Source organism: Protofrankia sp. CiP1_Cm_nod4 (assembly GCF_982290645.1).
In genome coordinates, this window is record NZ_CEVIVC010000081.1 from 1 (window position 1) to 15,726 (window position 15,726).

Annotated in this window: 9 protein-coding genes; 4 read left to right on the top strand and 5 right to left on the bottom strand. The window is 71.6% G+C overall.

Going from position 1 to position 15,726, the window contains the following annotated elements:
- From AC5LSR_RS15625 to AC5LSR_RS15635, 3 genes are all read right to left on the bottom strand, one after another.
- A partial coding sequence (locus tag AC5LSR_RS15625; protein WP_493468619.1) for a CoA-binding protein occupies nt 1–655 on the bottom strand: 655 nt, incomplete at its 3' end.
- Between the two features lie 24 nt (nt 656–679).
- Complete coding sequence (gene sucC / locus AC5LSR_RS15630; RefSeq protein ID WP_250287268.1) at nt 680–1,852, bottom strand: ADP-forming succinate--CoA ligase subunit beta; 1,173 nt, start codon at nt 1,850–1,852, stop codon at nt 680–682.
- Nucleotides 1,853–2,855: 1,003 nt separating this feature from the next.
- Nucleotides 2,856–3,296, bottom strand: coding sequence for a cobalamin B12-binding domain-containing protein (locus AC5LSR_RS15635; RefSeq protein ID WP_250287361.1), 441 nt, complete (start codon nt 3,294–3,296; stop codon nt 2,856–2,858).
- A 698-nt stretch (nt 3,297–3,994) separates the two neighbouring features.
- Between AC5LSR_RS15635 and AC5LSR_RS15640 the strand changes: the two genes are divergently transcribed.
- Together AC5LSR_RS15640 and AC5LSR_RS15645 are read left to right on the top strand one after the other, a co-directional pair.
- A complete protein-coding gene (locus AC5LSR_RS15640; RefSeq protein WP_493468620.1) occupies nt 3,995–5,026 on the top strand; it encodes an alpha/beta fold hydrolase in 1,032 nt (343 codons plus the stop codon).
- 308 nt (nt 5,027–5,334) lie between these two features.
- A complete protein-coding gene (locus AC5LSR_RS15645; protein WP_250287357.1) occupies nt 5,335–6,060 on the top strand; it encodes a M23 family metallopeptidase in 726 nt (241 codons plus the stop codon).
- Nucleotides 6,061–6,292: 232 nt separating this feature from the next.
- On the opposite strand, the gene pcrA is transcribed toward AC5LSR_RS15645, so the two are convergent.
- Nucleotides 6,293–8,797 (bottom strand): DNA helicase PcrA, encoded by a 2,505-nt coding sequence (gene pcrA / locus AC5LSR_RS15650; protein ID WP_493468621.1) that lies wholly within the window; start codon nt 8,795–8,797, stop codon nt 6,293–6,295.
- A 477-nt stretch (nt 8,798–9,274) separates the two neighbouring features.
- Between pcrA and AC5LSR_RS15655 the strand changes: the two genes are divergently transcribed.
- Nucleotides 9,275–10,546, top strand: a complete 1,272-nt coding sequence (locus AC5LSR_RS15655; RefSeq protein ID WP_250286065.1) for a threonine/serine dehydratase family protein — start codon at nt 9,275–9,277, stop codon at nt 10,544–10,546.
- A gap of 106 nt (nt 10,547–10,652) precedes the next feature.
- Here the strand turns inward: AC5LSR_RS15655 and guaA are convergent, their stop codons facing one another.
- Entirely contained in the window at nt 10,653–12,194 is a 1,542-nt protein-coding gene (gene guaA, locus AC5LSR_RS15660; protein WP_250286067.1) for a glutamine-hydrolyzing GMP synthase, read from the bottom strand.
- Nucleotides 12,195–12,803: 609 nt separating this feature from the next.
- Here guaA and AC5LSR_RS15665 point away from each other — a divergent pair.
- The coding region (locus AC5LSR_RS15665) for a sensor histidine kinase (protein ID WP_493468622.1) at nt 12,804–15,726 on the top strand (2,923 nt) is incomplete at its 3' end.

Here is a 15,726-nt window from a genome sequence, read left to right on the forward strand (position 1 = left end):
CGGCCCGCTCCTCGGCGTCACCACCGATCTCACCGATCATCACGATCGCGTCGGTGTCGGGGTCGGCCTCGAACGCGGCGAGCGCGTCGATGTGGGTGGTGCCGATGACCGGGTCACCGCCGATGCCCACAGCGGTGGAGAAGCCGAAGTCACGCAGCTCGTACATCATCTGGTAGGTCAGGGTGCCGCTCTTGCTGACCAGGCCGATGCGGCCCTGCGGGGTGATGTCGGCCGGGATGATGCCCGCGTTCGACCGGCCCGGGCTGATGATGCCCGGGCAGTTCGGCCCGATGATCCGCGTGCCGTTGCCCTTGGACTTCGCGTACGCCCAGAACTCGGTGGTGTCGTGTACCGGCACGCCCTCGGTGATGACCACCACGAGCGGGATGCCCGCGTCGATCGCCTCGATGGCGGCCGCCTTGGTCCCGGCCGGCGGGACGTACACCACAGAGACGTTGGCGCCGGTCTTCTCGATCGTCTCGGCCACCGTCGCGAAGACCGGCACACCCTCGACCTCGGTGCCCGCCTTCTTCGGGTTGGTGCCGCCGACGATCTTCGAGCCGGCGCGCAGCATCCGGGCGGTGTGCTTGCGCCCCTCGGAGCCGGTGATGCCCTGAACCAGGATCTTGGACGTCTCGTCCAGCCAGATTGCCATTGTCGGAAGCCTCTTCCCGTCCGCTCAGGCCGCGGCCGCGGCCGCGGCGAGCTCGGCGGCGAGCCGCGCCGCGCCGTCCATGGTGTCCACCGGCTTGACCACGTCGAGGTTGGCCTCGCGGAGGATCCGCCGGCCCTCCTCGGCGTTGTTGCCGTCGAGCCGCACGACCAGCGGGGTGGTGATGTCACCGACGATCTTCAGCGCCTGCACGATGCCGTTGGCCACGGCGTCACAGGCGGTGATCCCGCCGAAGATGTTCACGAACACGCTCTTGACCGCCGGGTCGCTCAGAATGATCGACAGACCGTCCGCCATCACCTCCGCGGACGCCCCGCCGCCGATGTCGAGGAAGTTGGCCGGGCGCTGCCCGCCGAACTCCTCACCGGCGTATGTCACCACGTCGAGGGTCGACATGACCAGACCGGCACCATTACCGATGATGCCGACCTGCCCGGAGAGCTTGACGTAGTTGAGGTCCTTCTCCTTGGCCCGCTGCTCCAGCGGGTCCACCGCGGCTACGTCCACGAACGCGGCGTGGCCGGGGTGGCGGAAGGAGGCGTTCTCGTCCAGGCTGACCTTGCCGTCCAGCGCGACCACGCGGCCGTCGCCGGTGAGGATCAGCGGGTTGACCTCCACCAGGGTGGCGTCGGCGCGGACGAAGACCTCCCACAGCTTCACCAGCAGCTCGGTGGCACCGTCGAGGGCGGCCTCCGGCAGCTTCGCCGCCACCGCGATCTGGCGGGCGACGGTGGCGTCGACCCCGACCAGCGGGTCGATCGGGATGCGGGCGAGCGCCTCCGGCTTGGTCGCGGCGACCTCCTCGATCTCCACCCCGCCCTCGCGGGAGCACATGGCGAGGAAGGTCCGGTTCGCCCGGTCGAGCAGGAAGGAGGCGTAGTACTCCTCGGCGATGTCGCTCGCCTGCTCCACGAGGACCGCGTGGACCGTGTGGCCCTTGATGTCCATCCCGAGGATTGCCGATGCCTTGGCGGTGGCGTCGTCCGGGCCGTCGGCGACCTTCACGCCACCGGCCTTGCCGCGGCCGCCGGTCTTGACCTGCGCTTTGACGACGACACGCCCACCAAGATCAGTTGCGATGCCGCGTGCCTCGTCGGGGGTCGTGGCGACCTTGCCGCTGGGCACAGGCACGCCGTGGTCGGCGAACAGCTTCTTCGCCTGATACTCGAAGAGATCCACAGTCCGTCCAGTCGGATATGAGATCGGTGGTCAGGGCCGAACGTTCGTAAGTTCGAAGAAAAGGGAAGCCGGCCCGAGCCTACTGAAGACGCCCGTCCCGGTGGAGACTGCTCCTGCCGCGGCGGCCGGTCTCGTATGCCCGGAGCCAGCCACCATCATCACCCGGATCCGGTGCCGGACGCCTGCTTTTGTGGTGGTCGACACCGCGATCACAGTGATCGCAATACCCACTATTCCGATCGAACCCGGCACGATCTCGGCGCCCGCTACGGCGACGGCCGCGTTACCTCGCTCACTGCACACCCGGATCCGGCCACAAGCCGTACACCGCCGGCCGGGCCGGAACGGCGGAACAACTACCGGCACCTGTGACACCCGATGTCACAACAACGGCGGATGGACGGCGGCGGACAAACAACGGTCACAACCATCTCCACATGCCCACATGCCCGCATCTGCGCATGCCCGGCGGACCGGTGACGAGAACACGGCCGGCGGATACGGCCAGTCGGCGGAACTGCTGGACGGAACTGCTGGACGGGGCCGGCCGACGGAGCCGGCGGGCACGGCTGGTACGACGTGCCGGCGCCTCGCCCGGCCCGGCTGGGACGGACACGACGACGGGCCAGCCTCGTGGCGTCCCGGATGCCTGCCCGGCCGCCGGGGCCCACACCCCTGGGGCCTCGCGCACCCATGGGGACCCTCGGGCCCGCCCTGTGAACGATCTCTCGAACTCCCGGCCCAGGTGGATCCACGCACCTATGCGGACCTCGGCGCCGACGTACGCCGCCCGGCCGGCCGGGCGGAGCCCGGTCGCGGCCCGTGCGCCCGAGCGGCCTTCCGTCCCGGGCCGTCCGCCTGCCCGCGACCGGCGACCGGCCCTCGGCAGGCAACCGGCCCTCGGCGGGCGGCCCCGGCCACTCGAGCGGGCCGGCAAGCCGGCGGCCCGGGAGGCGGAAACCGGTGGCCCCGGAAGGCACCCGGGAAGGCGCCCGGAAGACTCTCAGCCCGCGGAAACCGCCCTGGGACCGGGCGTGTGGGCCGCGGCCACACTCGACCGGATCCATTCGACGATTTCGCCCGTGGTCGCTCCGGGCGTGAATATCTCGGCGACACCGAGTGCCTTCAGCTGCGGAATGTCAGCATCCGGTATGATCCCGCCACCGGTCACCACGATGTCGGTGGCGCCGCGCTCCCGCAGCAAATCCATCAGGCGCGCGAAAAGGGTCATGTGCGCGCCCGAGAGCACCGACAGGCCGATACAGTCTGCGTCCTCCTGGATAGCGGTCTCGACAATCTGCTCGGGCGTCTGGTGCAGACCGGTGTAGACGACCTCCATGCCCGCGTCCCGCAGTGCCCGCGCAATAACCTTGGCGCCGCGGTCGTGGCCGTCAAGACCAGGTTTGGCGACCACCACCCGGATACGTTCACCGGTTCCGCTCACGCGGCCTCCTTGCGTTTCCTGACACCATCCGGCCGGGACGTCGCCTCCCTGACGCGGTGCCCCGTACATGGCGTTCCGTGGCCCGATCTCTCCGTAGACCCTAGCCGGACGCACCGGCGGAAGCACGCTGTTGCCCGACGGGATCACAGCCGCCGCCGTACCGGCCGGCGGTCACGGCGAGAAACCAACAGTCGACATCCACCCGCTTTTTTTATACTCTCAGTAATGGTAGACGTCATGGCGGTTCCCAGCGGATGCCTCCCGGGCCGCGCTACGGCCCGTCTGGCGCGCACCGGCCGGGCCATCCCCGGTGGATGCCGGCCGGCTGGGCGCCGCCCGCGCGGTCGACGGCCTACCGGGCCAGGCCTGGCCGGCCGCGGCATCCGGGCAACGTCCGGGGGCTTCGTGCCTGCGAGTATCGTGCCGTTCCCGGGTCCTTCCCCGCGCGGGAGACCCGGACCCACGGCCGCGCGAGCAGGCCGATGATCGCGTTGCCTTCGGCCGGCCAGTTCGTGCGGCCAGCTGGTTCTTCGGACAACTGTCCGAGCACGGACGGGAGCAGGGCAATCGGAAAGCGTCAACTGGGGCCGGCGGGGGCGGCGGCAGGCAGAGCCACCAGATCGGTGAGCGCATCCGTGGCCCGTCGCGGCACACGCGTGACCCGCGGCCTGCTTGAGACACCGGGGGCGATCCGCGGCATGGCCACGGAGGCCACCTGGCTGGCGACCCATATCGCCTTTTACCCGATCGGGGCCGTCTCGGAACGGCTACGCGAACCGGCCGACCGCTACACCCTCGACGGCCTCTCCCCGCTGCGGCGCGGGCTGCTCGTCGGCGACATCGAAGCCGCGGGCACACCGATCCTGCTGGTCCATGGCCTGATCGACAACAGGTCGATCTTCACTCGGCTGCGCCGGTCGCTGCGCCGGCGAGGCTTCGGACGGGTCGCCACCGTGAACCTGCCGCTGTTCACCGCGGACGTCCCGACGGCGGCCCGCAAGCTGGCCGCGGTGGTCGAGACGATGTGCGAGCAGACGGGCTACCCGCGCATACACATCGTCGGGCACTCCCTCGGCGGCCTGGTCGCCCGCTACTACGTGCAGAAACTCGACGGCGACGCCCGTGTGCACACCCTGGTGACGCTGGGCACACCGCACGAGGGCACCCGCCTGGCCCGGCTGCTGCCCCCGATGGTGCCGTACACCCTGCTGCGCCAGCTCGTCCCGGGCTCGGACGTGGTCCGCGAGCTGGCCGAGCCCGCGCCGAACTGCCGGACCCGGTTCGTGGCCTTCTCCGGGGACCTGGACACGATCATCCGTCCGACCGAGGCGGCGCTCATCCGCCATCCGGACCTGACCGTCCGTAACCTGCGGGTTCCCGGCGTCGGCCACCACTCGCTGCCGTTCAACATCGACGTCGTCCATCGGATCGCGACCACGCTCGCGCATCTGGACGACGTCGAGTACACCGCCCCGGCCAGCGGACGCACCGGCCCTGACACCGGACGCACCGGCCTCGGCGGCGAGGAGGGGCCGGCGGAGGCAGGAGTGGAGATGGTGGCAGAGGCCGAGATGGCGGCAGGAGCCGAGATGGCGGCAGGAGCCGAGGCGGAGGTGCCGGCTACGGCCCCGAGATCCCTGCGTGATGCTCGTCCCGACCGCGCGTCATGGGCGGACGGCCGTCCAGCGGCCGGCGACTTCCAAGATGATCGAAATCTTCGTCACTCATAATGATGAAAAGGCAATAATTACACCGCTTCATACGTCGCGCCCACCGTGGGTGGGGGTGGTGCTAAAGCCCGTTTTGGGACGGTGTAGCGTTCAACCCGGTTTGCAGGCTTTTTCTCCTGCCGTGCCACGACATGCCGTGCCGTAACACGCCGTGACAGGGCATGCCGGGGCGCGGCAGAAGTTCTGTCGAGCAACGGGAGCGTGAGTTCGGGTTGTCGCAGCCCCCAGCCCGTAACTCAGGGCGGCATCGCGGTCAGGGCAGGGCCACGGGCCACGGCGGCCCGTCCGGTTCCGCCCGCCGGGCGGCCTTGGCAGCGCAGATCCGCCGTACCGGCATCGCCACCGCCGTGGTCTCCACCCTCGGCATCGTTATGATCAACACAACCGGTATCGCGCACTCCGAGCCGGTGGTCATTCCCGGCCTGCGCACCGCCGGGACGGTCGCCGACCCCGCGTCCGGCGGCGTGGCGGACGCCGCCACCGACAGGCTGAGCGACCCCGCCCTGCTCGGGCAGCAACGCGACGACGCCGCGCGACGCCAGGCCCAGGCCGACCGTGTCGACCGGGACGAGGCGCTGGCCCAGCTGTCCATCCTGCTCCTCCAGCAGCGGACCACGGCCACGGAGAGCGCGCGCCAGCAGGAGGAACTGCGCTGGGTCAGCCCGATACAGGCCAGGCTCACCCAGCATTTCGGCGGCGCGAACGGCCACCCCGGTATCGACCTCGGCGCGCCGATGGGGACCCCGGTCGTCGCCGCCCACGGCGGCATCATCATCTACGCGGGGTGGGAGTCCGGCTACGGCAACTTCGTCCAGATCCAGCACGCGAACAACGTGGTCACCTGCTACGCCCACCTGTCCCGGATCAGCGTCCGGGTCGGCCAGCAGGTCGCCACCGGCCAGCAGGTGGGCCTGGAGGGGTCGACCGGCTTCTCCACCGGGCCGCACCTGCACTTCGAGGTCCGGCTGGGCGGCCAGAACGGCACCAAGATCGACCCGCTCGCGTGGCTCGCCAGGCACAACGTCTCCTACTGACCGCCACCGTTCTCCCAGCATCGGCTACCAGCCTTCGACCAGCAGTTACCGGCCTTCAACCAGCGGCTACCGCCGGCCGCTCTTCCACCGGCCGTGCCGTGCCGTGCCGATGCCACCAACGTCCGGCGGGCATCGGTAACGGATAGCCGGCCATCAGGCAGCGGCAGCGGCAGCGGATGTCAGTACGGGCCAGCCGCCCGTCGGGCCTGCCGAACGCGGGTGCGCGGGACGCTCACAGCTTCTCGACGGGGGCATAGCGCAGGAGCAGGCGTTTGGTCCCGGTTCCCTCGCCGAAGTCGATGCTCACCTCGCGGTTGTCCCCCGCGCCGGCCACCGCGACGACCTGACCGAGCCCGAAGGTGTCGTGGTTGACCCGGTCCCCCAGGGACAGGTCGGGAATCGGGCGGGGGGCCGGCGCGGGCCGGCGCCCCGGCAGCCCGCCGACCCGCGCGCCGGACGGCCCCGCGGGCGCCGAGCCCCACGCGCTCGTCCGCGGGTGGGCGGCGGCCGACGCCGGCTGGGTGTTCCCCTGCCAGCCGACCAGCTCGGCCGGTACCTCCTCGAGGAACCGCGACGGCGGGTTGTACGCCGGCTGGCCCCAGGCGCTGCGGACCTCCGCCCGGGTCAGGTACAGCCGGACACGCGCCCGGGTGATGCCGACGTAGGCGAGCCTGCGTTCCTCCTCGAGCTCGGTGGAGTCGCCGAGCGTGCGCAGGTGCGGGAAGACACCGTCCTCCAGCCCGGTGAGGAAGACCACCGGGAACTCCAGCCCCTTGGCGCTGTGCAGCGTCATCAGGGTGACGGCCCCGGCGGCACCGCCCGCGCCGTCCGCGCCGCCCTCGCCATCCTCGGGGCCGGGCACCTGGTCGGCGTCGGCGACCAGGGAGACCTGCTCGAGGAAGTCCGCGAGCGAGCCCTGCGGGAACTGCTCGCTGAACTCCCGGGCGACGTTGGCCAGCTCCTGGAGGTTCTCCGCCCGCCCCTCGGCCTCGAGGGCGTCCGCGGCGGCCAGTTCGGTGAGGTAACCGGTCCGCTCCAGCACCGTCTCCAGCGCCGCGACCGGGCCGTCGGCCACGGCCGTGCGCAGCTCGGCGAGCAGAGCGGCGAAACCACGGACCGCGTTCGCCGACCGGGCGGCCAGGCCCGGGACCTCGTCCACCCGGTTCAGGGCGTCGGCGAAGGGGACGCGCTCACGTTCGGCGAAGGCGGCGAGCATCGCCTCGGCCCGCTCGCCGATCCCCCGCCTGGGCACGTTGAGGATGCGCCGCAGGTTCACCGTGTCCGCCGGGTTCACCAGTACCCGCAGGTAGGCGAGCAGGTCCCGGACCTCACGGCGCTCGTAGAAGCGCACCCCGCCGATCACCCGGTAGGGCAGGCCGACCCGGATGAAGATCTCTTCAAAGACCCGGCTCTGGGCGTTGGTGCGGTAGAAGACGGCGACCTCGCCGGGACGCGCCAGCTCGGCGTCGGAGAGCCGGTCGACCTCGGCGGCGACGAAGGCGGCCTCGCCGTGCTCGCTGTCCGCGACATAGCCGACGATCTTCTCGCCGTCCCCGGCGTCCGACCACAGCCGCTTGGGCTTGCGCCGGGCGTTACGGGCTATCACCGCGTTCGCCGCGGACAGGATCGTCTGCGTGGACCGGTAGTTCTGCTCCAGCAGGATCACGGTGGCGTCGGGGTAGTCCTGCTCGAACTCGACGATGTTGCGGATGTTCGCGCCCCGGAAGGCGTAGATCGACTGGTCGGCGTCGCCGACCACGCACAGCTCGGCCGGCCCCACCGCGGGCCCGTCGGCGTCGGCGTCGGAGCCCGGCGGCACCGGAGCCGGCCGTACCGGCTCGCCGTCGACGGTCAGCCGGGGCGCCTGCCCCACCAGTTCCCGCACCAGGACGTACTGGGCGTGGTTGGTGTCCTGGTACTCGTCGATGAGGACGTGCCGGAACCGGCGTCGGTAGTGCTCGGCGACGTCCGGGAACGCCTGCAGCAGGTTCACCGTCGTCATGATCAGGTCGTCGAAGTCGAACGCGTTCGACTCGGCCAGCCGGCGCTGGTAGAGCCCGTAGACCTCGGCGACGGCACGTTCGGCATGGCCGGTCGCCCGGCTCATGGCGGTCTCCCAGTCGACCAGCTCGTTCTTCAGGTTGCTGATCCCGGTGGCGAGCGCGCGCGCCGGGTAGCGCTTCGGGTCGATGTCCAGGTCGCGCGCGACCAGCGTGACCAGGCGCTGGGCATCCGCCGCGTCGTAGATCGAGAAGCTGCTGGTGAACCCGATGCGCTTGGCGTGCGACCGCAGGATGCGCACGCAGGCGGAATGAAAGGTGCTCACCCACATCGCCCGGGTGCGGGTGCCGACGAGCGCGGCGACCCGCTCCTTCATCTCGTTCGCGGCCTTGTTGGTGAACGTGATCGCCAGGATCTCGCCGGCCCGGGCCCCGCGGGCGGCGAGCAGGTAGGCGATCCGGTTCGCCAGCACCCGCGTCTTGCCGGAGCCCGCGCCCGCGACGACGAGCAGCGGCGAGCCCGTGTGGACGACCGCCGCCCGCTGCTGCGGGTTCAGGCCGTCGAGCAGCGCGTCGGGAGCGAGCCGGGGCGTGGCGGGACGAGCGCCCGGCACACCCGGAGCCGTTGGCGACGCCGGCTCGTCCCGGTCGTCAGCGACGTCGTCGAAGCCGGGGTACGGGCCGAAGCCCGAGTACGGGCCGAAGTCGGGGTACGGGCCACCGGGAAGCGCGCTCATAGGGTTCCGATCATACGTTCGACGCCCGGCTCGTCCGACGGCGGTACATGGTTCTCACCCTACGAGGCCCCGGTGCGCGTCACGACCCGGCGTCCCGGTTCAGGCTGTCACACCCACACCACGCCGTGCTGTGGCTCGGCGACCCACAGCACGGTTCACGCTACAGCCCGCTTCATAGTGCGCACCACCGGTAGCCGCCGTCCCGCCACCGGGTGTGACGGGCGTCTGGCACGCGGGCGGGCCGGCGGGTTTGACGACCACCAGCGCCCAAGAGCAAAATAAAAAGGTGCCGCAGCACATTATGATCATTAATTAGGCGCGCGACCTTGCTCTCGCGGACGGGCTTTTCAGCCCGACGTGCTTTCGGAGCGACACCGACGGGTCCGCGCGCCTCGCCCTCCTGCCAGTTCGGCGGGGGGCTTTTTTTGTTGCCGCGGTCACGTCGGAGGTGGCCGCCGAGCTACCGGGAGCACGACGATGCGCCAACCGACCGAGAACCCGACACGTACCACCGGCGGGAGAACAGAGAGCACCGGAGAGACCTCCGGCAGGACGAGCGGGACCGACGCCGCTGGTAGCGCCGCTGGTACGGCACGCGCCACCGGGGAGACAGGCCGCGCCGGTACGGACGACACCGACGTCCCACCCAGATCCGGCGCGCCCGCGGCGTCCACGGACGGCGCCGACGGCGCTAACGGCACGCGGGCCCTCGAGACCATGAACCGCGGCACGACGAACCGCGGCACGACGAACCGAGACACGGTGGCCGTCGACCGCGACACGATCGACGTCGCCACAGCCGCGGTCGTCCTCGCGCCGGTGCTCCGGCGGACCAGGGTCACGCCCAGCGCTCACCTGTCCCGGCTGACCGGCGTGCCGGTGTGGCTGAAGTGCGAGAATGAACAACGCACCGCGTCGTTCAAGCTACGCGGCGCCTTCGCCCGGATCGCGCTCGCCGACCCCGCCGTCCGGGCCAGGGGGGTGGTCGCCGCCAGCGCCGGCAACCACGCCCAGGGCGTCGCGTACGCGGCGGCCCACTTCGGCGTCCCAGCCACGATCTTCGTCCCGGCCGGTGCGAGCCCGGTCAAGGTCGCGCGCACCCGCCGCCTCGGCGCGCGGGTCGAGCACGTCCATGGCGGGATCGACGCCGCCCTGCTGGCCGCCGAGTCCACCGCGCGCGGGCACGGCGGGCTGCTGGTGCATCCCTTCGACGATCCGGTCGTGATCGCCGGGCAGGGCACGATCGGGCTCGAGCTCACCGAGCAGGTCCCCGGCCTGCGGACCGTCCTGGTGGGTATCGGTGGCGGCGGCCTGATCAGCGGGATAGCGGCGGCGATCAGACAGCGGCGGCGCGACGTGCGGGTGATCGGCGTCCAGGCCGCGGGCGCGCCCGCCTTCGCCCTGTCCTGGCGCGCCGGCCGGCCGGTGTGCGTCCCGGCGGCCACCATCGCCGACGGCATAGCCGTGCGGACCCCGGGCAGCCTGACCCTGGCGCTCGCCACCGCCCTGGTGGACGATGTGATCACGGTCGACGAGGACGCGCTGTGGGAGGCGATGGCGGCGCTGCTGCGCGCCGACGGCCAGACGGTGGAGCCCGCCGGGGCCGCGGGGACGGCGGCGCTGCTGCGTCACCCCGAGCTCGCGCAGGGCCCGACCGCGGTGGTCCTCTCCGGCGGCAACATCGACCCGGTCACCGCCGGCCGTGTCCGCGCTCTGGCCGCCGGGCCCCTGCGCATCCCCGCCGCGTGACGTCCGGCCGCACCGCTCTTCTTTGTCGCACCGCATCTTCTTTTCCTTTTCTTTCTTCCCTGCGTACGCCGGGTGCGCCGGGTGCGCCGGGCCGCCGCGGCCCGGGTCACTCCCACTCGATGGTGCCGGGAGGCTTCGAGGTGATGTCGTACACCACCCGGTTGACCTGCTCGACCTCGTTGACCACCCGGTTCGAGATGCGTTCGAGCAGGTCGTAGGGCAGCCGGGCCCAGTCGGCGGTCATCGCGTCCTCGCTGGTGACCGCGCGCAGCACGACCGGATGCCCGTAGGTGCGCTCGTCCCCCTGGACCCCCACCGAGCGGACGTCCGCCAGCAGTACCGCGAACACCTGCCAGATCTCGCGGTCCAGCCCGGCCCGGCGGATCTCCCCGCGGACGATCGCGTCCGCGGCCCGCAGCGTCGCCAGCCGCTGCGGGGTGACCTCACCGATGATCCGGACAGCCAGGCCAGGCCCCGGGAAGGGCTGCCGCCAGACGATCTCCTCCGGCAGCCCGAGTTCCTCGCCGAGCCGGCGCACCTCGTCCTTGAACAGGGTGCGCAACGGCTCCACCAGGGAGAACTGCAGATCCTCGGGGAGCCCGCCGACGTTGTGATGCGATTTGATCTTCGCCGCGGTCGGCGAGCCGGACTCGATGACGTCCGGATACAAGGTGCCCTGCACCAGGAACTCGATCCGGGAGCCCTCCGCCTCGGCCTGAGCCTCCAGCTCGCGGGCGGCGGCCTCGAACACCCGGATGAACTCCCGTCCGATTATCTTGCGCTTACGCTCCGGGTCGCTGACGCCGGCGAGCGCCGCGGCGAACCGGTCGGCGGCCTTGACGTGCACCAGTTCGACCCCGGTCGAGGCGACGAAGTCCTTCTCCACCTGCTCCGCCTCGCCCGCGCGCAGCAGGCCGTGATCGACGAACACGCAGGTCAGCCTGTCGCCCACGGCGCGGTGGACGACCGCCGCGGCCACCGCCGAGTCCACCCCGCCGGACAGCCCGCAGATCGCGCGCGCGTCGCCGAGCTGGGCCCGGACCGCCGCGACCGCCTCGTCCGCGATGTTGACCATCGTCCAGTTGGGCCGGCAGCCGGCGCCGGCGAACAGGAAACGCCGCAGGACGTCCAGGCCGCGGTCGCTGTGCACCACCTCCGGGTGGAACTGCACGCCGAACAGCCCGCGCGCGACGTCCTCGAAGGCCGCGACCGGGGTCGACGGCGTCGACGCGGTGACCACAAACCCCGGCGGCGCCGCCGTCACCGAGTCGCCGTGGGACATCCACACCTGCTGGGTGGTGGGCAGGTCCGCGAACAGGACACCGCCGGCGGTGACGGTCAGGCGGGTCGCGCCGTACTCCGCGACGCCCGTGCGGGCCACCGTCCCGGCCAGCGCGTGCGCCATCACCTGGTGGCCGTAGCAGATGCCCAGCACCGGCACCCCGGCACGGAAGAGCGCGGGGTCCACCTCCGGGGCGCCCGGCGAGTAGACCGACTTCGGCCCGCCCGAGAGGATCACCGCGGCGGGACGCCGGGCGAGGATCTCCGCGACCGAGATGTCCCAGGGCACGATCTCCGAGTAGACGTGGCACTCCCGCACCCGCCTGGCGATGAGCTGGGCGTACTGAGCGCCGAAGTCGACGACCAGAACCGTGTCGTGAGCCGGGCGGGAGACTCCGGACGCGTCGGTGGCCGCGGACGCGTCGGTGGCCGGGGACGCGAGGCCGGGGGCGGCCGGCGCGTCGTCCCCTCGGCCGTTGCCGGTCGGGCCCGCGGCCGGTGTCGAGGCGGCCGGCTTCGAGATGGCGGTGTCCACGACGCCAAGCCTACGGAGAAGACGCCAGGCCCACCGAGGGCCAGGATCGCGAAGAACGGCCAGGCCGGCCGAGAAGGCGGCAGACCCGTGAAGGACGGACGCGACGCCCGGCGCGGCAGCCGGAAAAGCACCTGCGCGACAGCGCAACCGGCGGCCCAGCCGTCCAGGCCTCGTCCAGGCCTCGTCCAGGCCTCGGGCAGGCCTCGGGCAGGCCTCGGGCAGACCGCGTCCAGACCGCGTCCAGGCCGCGGGCATGCCAGCGGACGGCCCTGGAACGGGCCGGACGGAAGGATCGGAAGCGGACATCTAGTTTAGGGCAGGCGCGTGTCGGGATGGCCGGCCATACCGCTATGGTGCCTATCGAGGGACATCCGGGCCCGATACCGGGCCATCCCGGTACGTCATTGTTCCGGGAGGCTGGCGGAGAGGTTGCGAAGGTACGTGCGCAGACAACCGATAGCCGGCACGGGCATCGACGCTCCCCCGGCGGGCGAGGTCACACCGCAGGAGCCGGAGCGGTCCGCTGATGACGGCGGGTCTCAGGTCGACGCCCCAGCCATCACATCACGGGGCCCAGGCGGCATACGACACGTAAGAGCACTGCTCAGCGCGCCGGCGAACTGGCGGGTCCGTACCAAGCTGATCGCGATCCTCGCGGTCCCGATCGTCGCGATTCTGGTCAACGCCGCGATGGGCGCCAACAGCGTGCTGACCAGTACCCGGGACGTCAACCGCGCCCAGGACATGGTGAGGATAAGCCGCGCCGCCACGGCGTTGGTGTCCGCGCTGGAGCAGGAGCGTACCTATACGGTCGGTTATGTCGCCTCACGCGGCACGCCGCAGCCGGGCTCCCGCGTCCCCGAGCGCGTCAGAACGGTGCAGGCGCAGGTCGACGAGGCGGCCCGGCAGTACGAGCAGAACGTCCGGGGCCAGCAGGACGCGTTCACCGAGCAGACCCGGACAGTGCTCCAGTCGATCGCGGACCGGCTGTCGCACCGGGCCAACGTGCGCGCGACCGCGCTGACCCTGGCTTCGTCGAACTCCGTCCAGGTGGCCTACACCGGGATGATCGACAGCCTGCTCAGCCTGGTGCCGCTCATCCCGCAGGGCCAGGACGACGCCACGCTGAACGCCGGCGTGGAGACCCTCGACGCCGCCATCCGCGCGTGGGAACGCCTGTCCGCCCAGCAGTCCCTCATCCACGGCATCAACCAGCAGGGCCGCTTCGACAGCGGTGACTACCGGCTGTTCGTCGGTCTGAACACGGAACGCGAAAGCCAGATCTCCCGTTTCGAGGCGGCGGCCAGCCCGGAGCAGGCCAGGGTGTACCGGGAGACGCTCGTCGGCCCGGACGTCTCGGAGACCAGCAACGAGGTGCAGAACGTCCTGACAGGACGGGTCGGGCAGCCGCTCGCGCTCGAGGACCTGAAGTGGCTGCAGTCGGCCCAGGGCACGATGAACCTCAACGCCAAGATCATCGATTCCCTGTACAACGACACCGAGAACCGCGTCGACACGCTGCGGTCGGGTATCCAGCGCCGAGCGCTGCTGTCCGGTCTGCTCATCGTCCTCATCCTGACGACCGCCATGCTCGCCGCGATGATCGTCGCCCGCTCCCTGGTACGCCCCCTGCTCGGGCTGCGCGCGGCCGCGCTGGACGTCGCCGGCCGCCGGCTGCCCGAGTCGGTCCGCCGGCTGCGCGACTCCACCGACCAGGACATCGACACCGAGATCGAACCAGTCGGTATCAACACCGACGAGGAGATCGGCGAAGTCGCCCGCGCGTTCGACGAGGTGCACCGGGAGGCCGTCCGCCTCGCGTCCGAACAGGCCGTGCTGCGGAACAACGTCAACGCCATGTTCGTCAACCTGTCCCGGCGAAGCCAGGGGCTGGTCGAACGGCAGCTGCGGCTCATCGACGACCTGGAGAACCGGGAGCAGGACCCGGACCAGCTCTCCAACCTGTTCAAGCTCGACCACCTGGCGACCCGTATGCGCCGGAACAACGAGAGCCTGCTGGTGCTCGCCGGCACCGACACGGCCCGCAGGTGGACCCACCCCGTCCCGCTCAACGAGGTCGTCCTCGCCGCGATCTCCGAGGTCGAGCAGTACACGAGGGTCAAGCAGACGGCGGCGGCCGGGGTGTCGATCACCGGCAACGCCGTCAGCGACGTCGTGCACCTCATCGCCGAGCTGTTGGAGAACGCCACCTCCTTCTCCCCGCCGGCGACCGATGTGCAGGTCACCAGCCGCTCCCTGGGGCCTGGCGCCGGAGCGACGATCGAGATCGAGGACCGCGGCATCGGGATGCCGGCCAAGGAGCTCGAGCGCATCAACGAGCGGCTGGCCAACCCACCCGTCATCGACGTGTCGGTGTCCCGCACGATGGGCCTGTTCGCGGTCGGCCGGCTGGCCGGCCGGCACGCCATCCACGTCCAGCTGCGCGAATCGGCCTCCGGTGGGATCACCGCCGTGGTACGGCTGCCAGCCAAGGTCGTCGCCGGCGAGACAGCCCCGAGCACACCGGCGCGCCCCACGGCACCGCTGGTCACCGGCCGTTCCCCGGCCGGTCGGTCGACGCTCGACAACGGCCTGTCACCGGCGCTGTCCAACGGCCACGCGGGGCTCGACGCGACGTCCCTGGCGAACGGCATGTCACGGGGCGGCTCCAACGACCGCGTGTTCGTCGACAGGGACACCCTGCCAAAAGGCGACGACCCGCATCCGCCCGGTTCGCGCAACGGCCCCGGAGCGCCGCCCCCCCTGCCCGTACCGGGCATGAACGGGAACGGGAACGGGAACGGCGCGGGCCACACCGCTACGGACGAGCGGTTCACCGGCCTCGACGAGTTCGGAGTGGAGCGGCTGGAGGCCGGTGGTGGCTTCGGCGCCGGCACCGGTCCGCTGGAGATCTCCAGAACCACGGCTCGCCAGCCGAACGCCGATCCGCCACCCTTCCACAGCGACCCCTCTACCGGCAGCTACGAGATCCCCCGGGGACCGGGCGCGGGGACCCCCTCCGGCCCGGGCACCGGCGCGACCTACCTGGACCTCGCCGGCGGCACCAGCGGCACCAGTTCGGCGCACCTGGATCCGGTGGGCCCGGCCTCCCCGGGCACCGGCGGCATCGACCTGACCGGAGCGGCCCCGCCCGGGCCGACAGACCGGATCACCACGGACAGCGCACCGGTCGTGCCCGCTCCCGACACGCTCCCGTTCGGCCGGCAGGCTCCCCCGCCGGCCGCCTATTCCCAGCCCACCGTCACCGGCGGCCAGACCGGGGAACTACCGACGGGCATCCCGGCGGGCGGCGGCCCGCGCCCCGACTTCCGGACGGAGCGGGCACCGACCGCGCGCGACGACG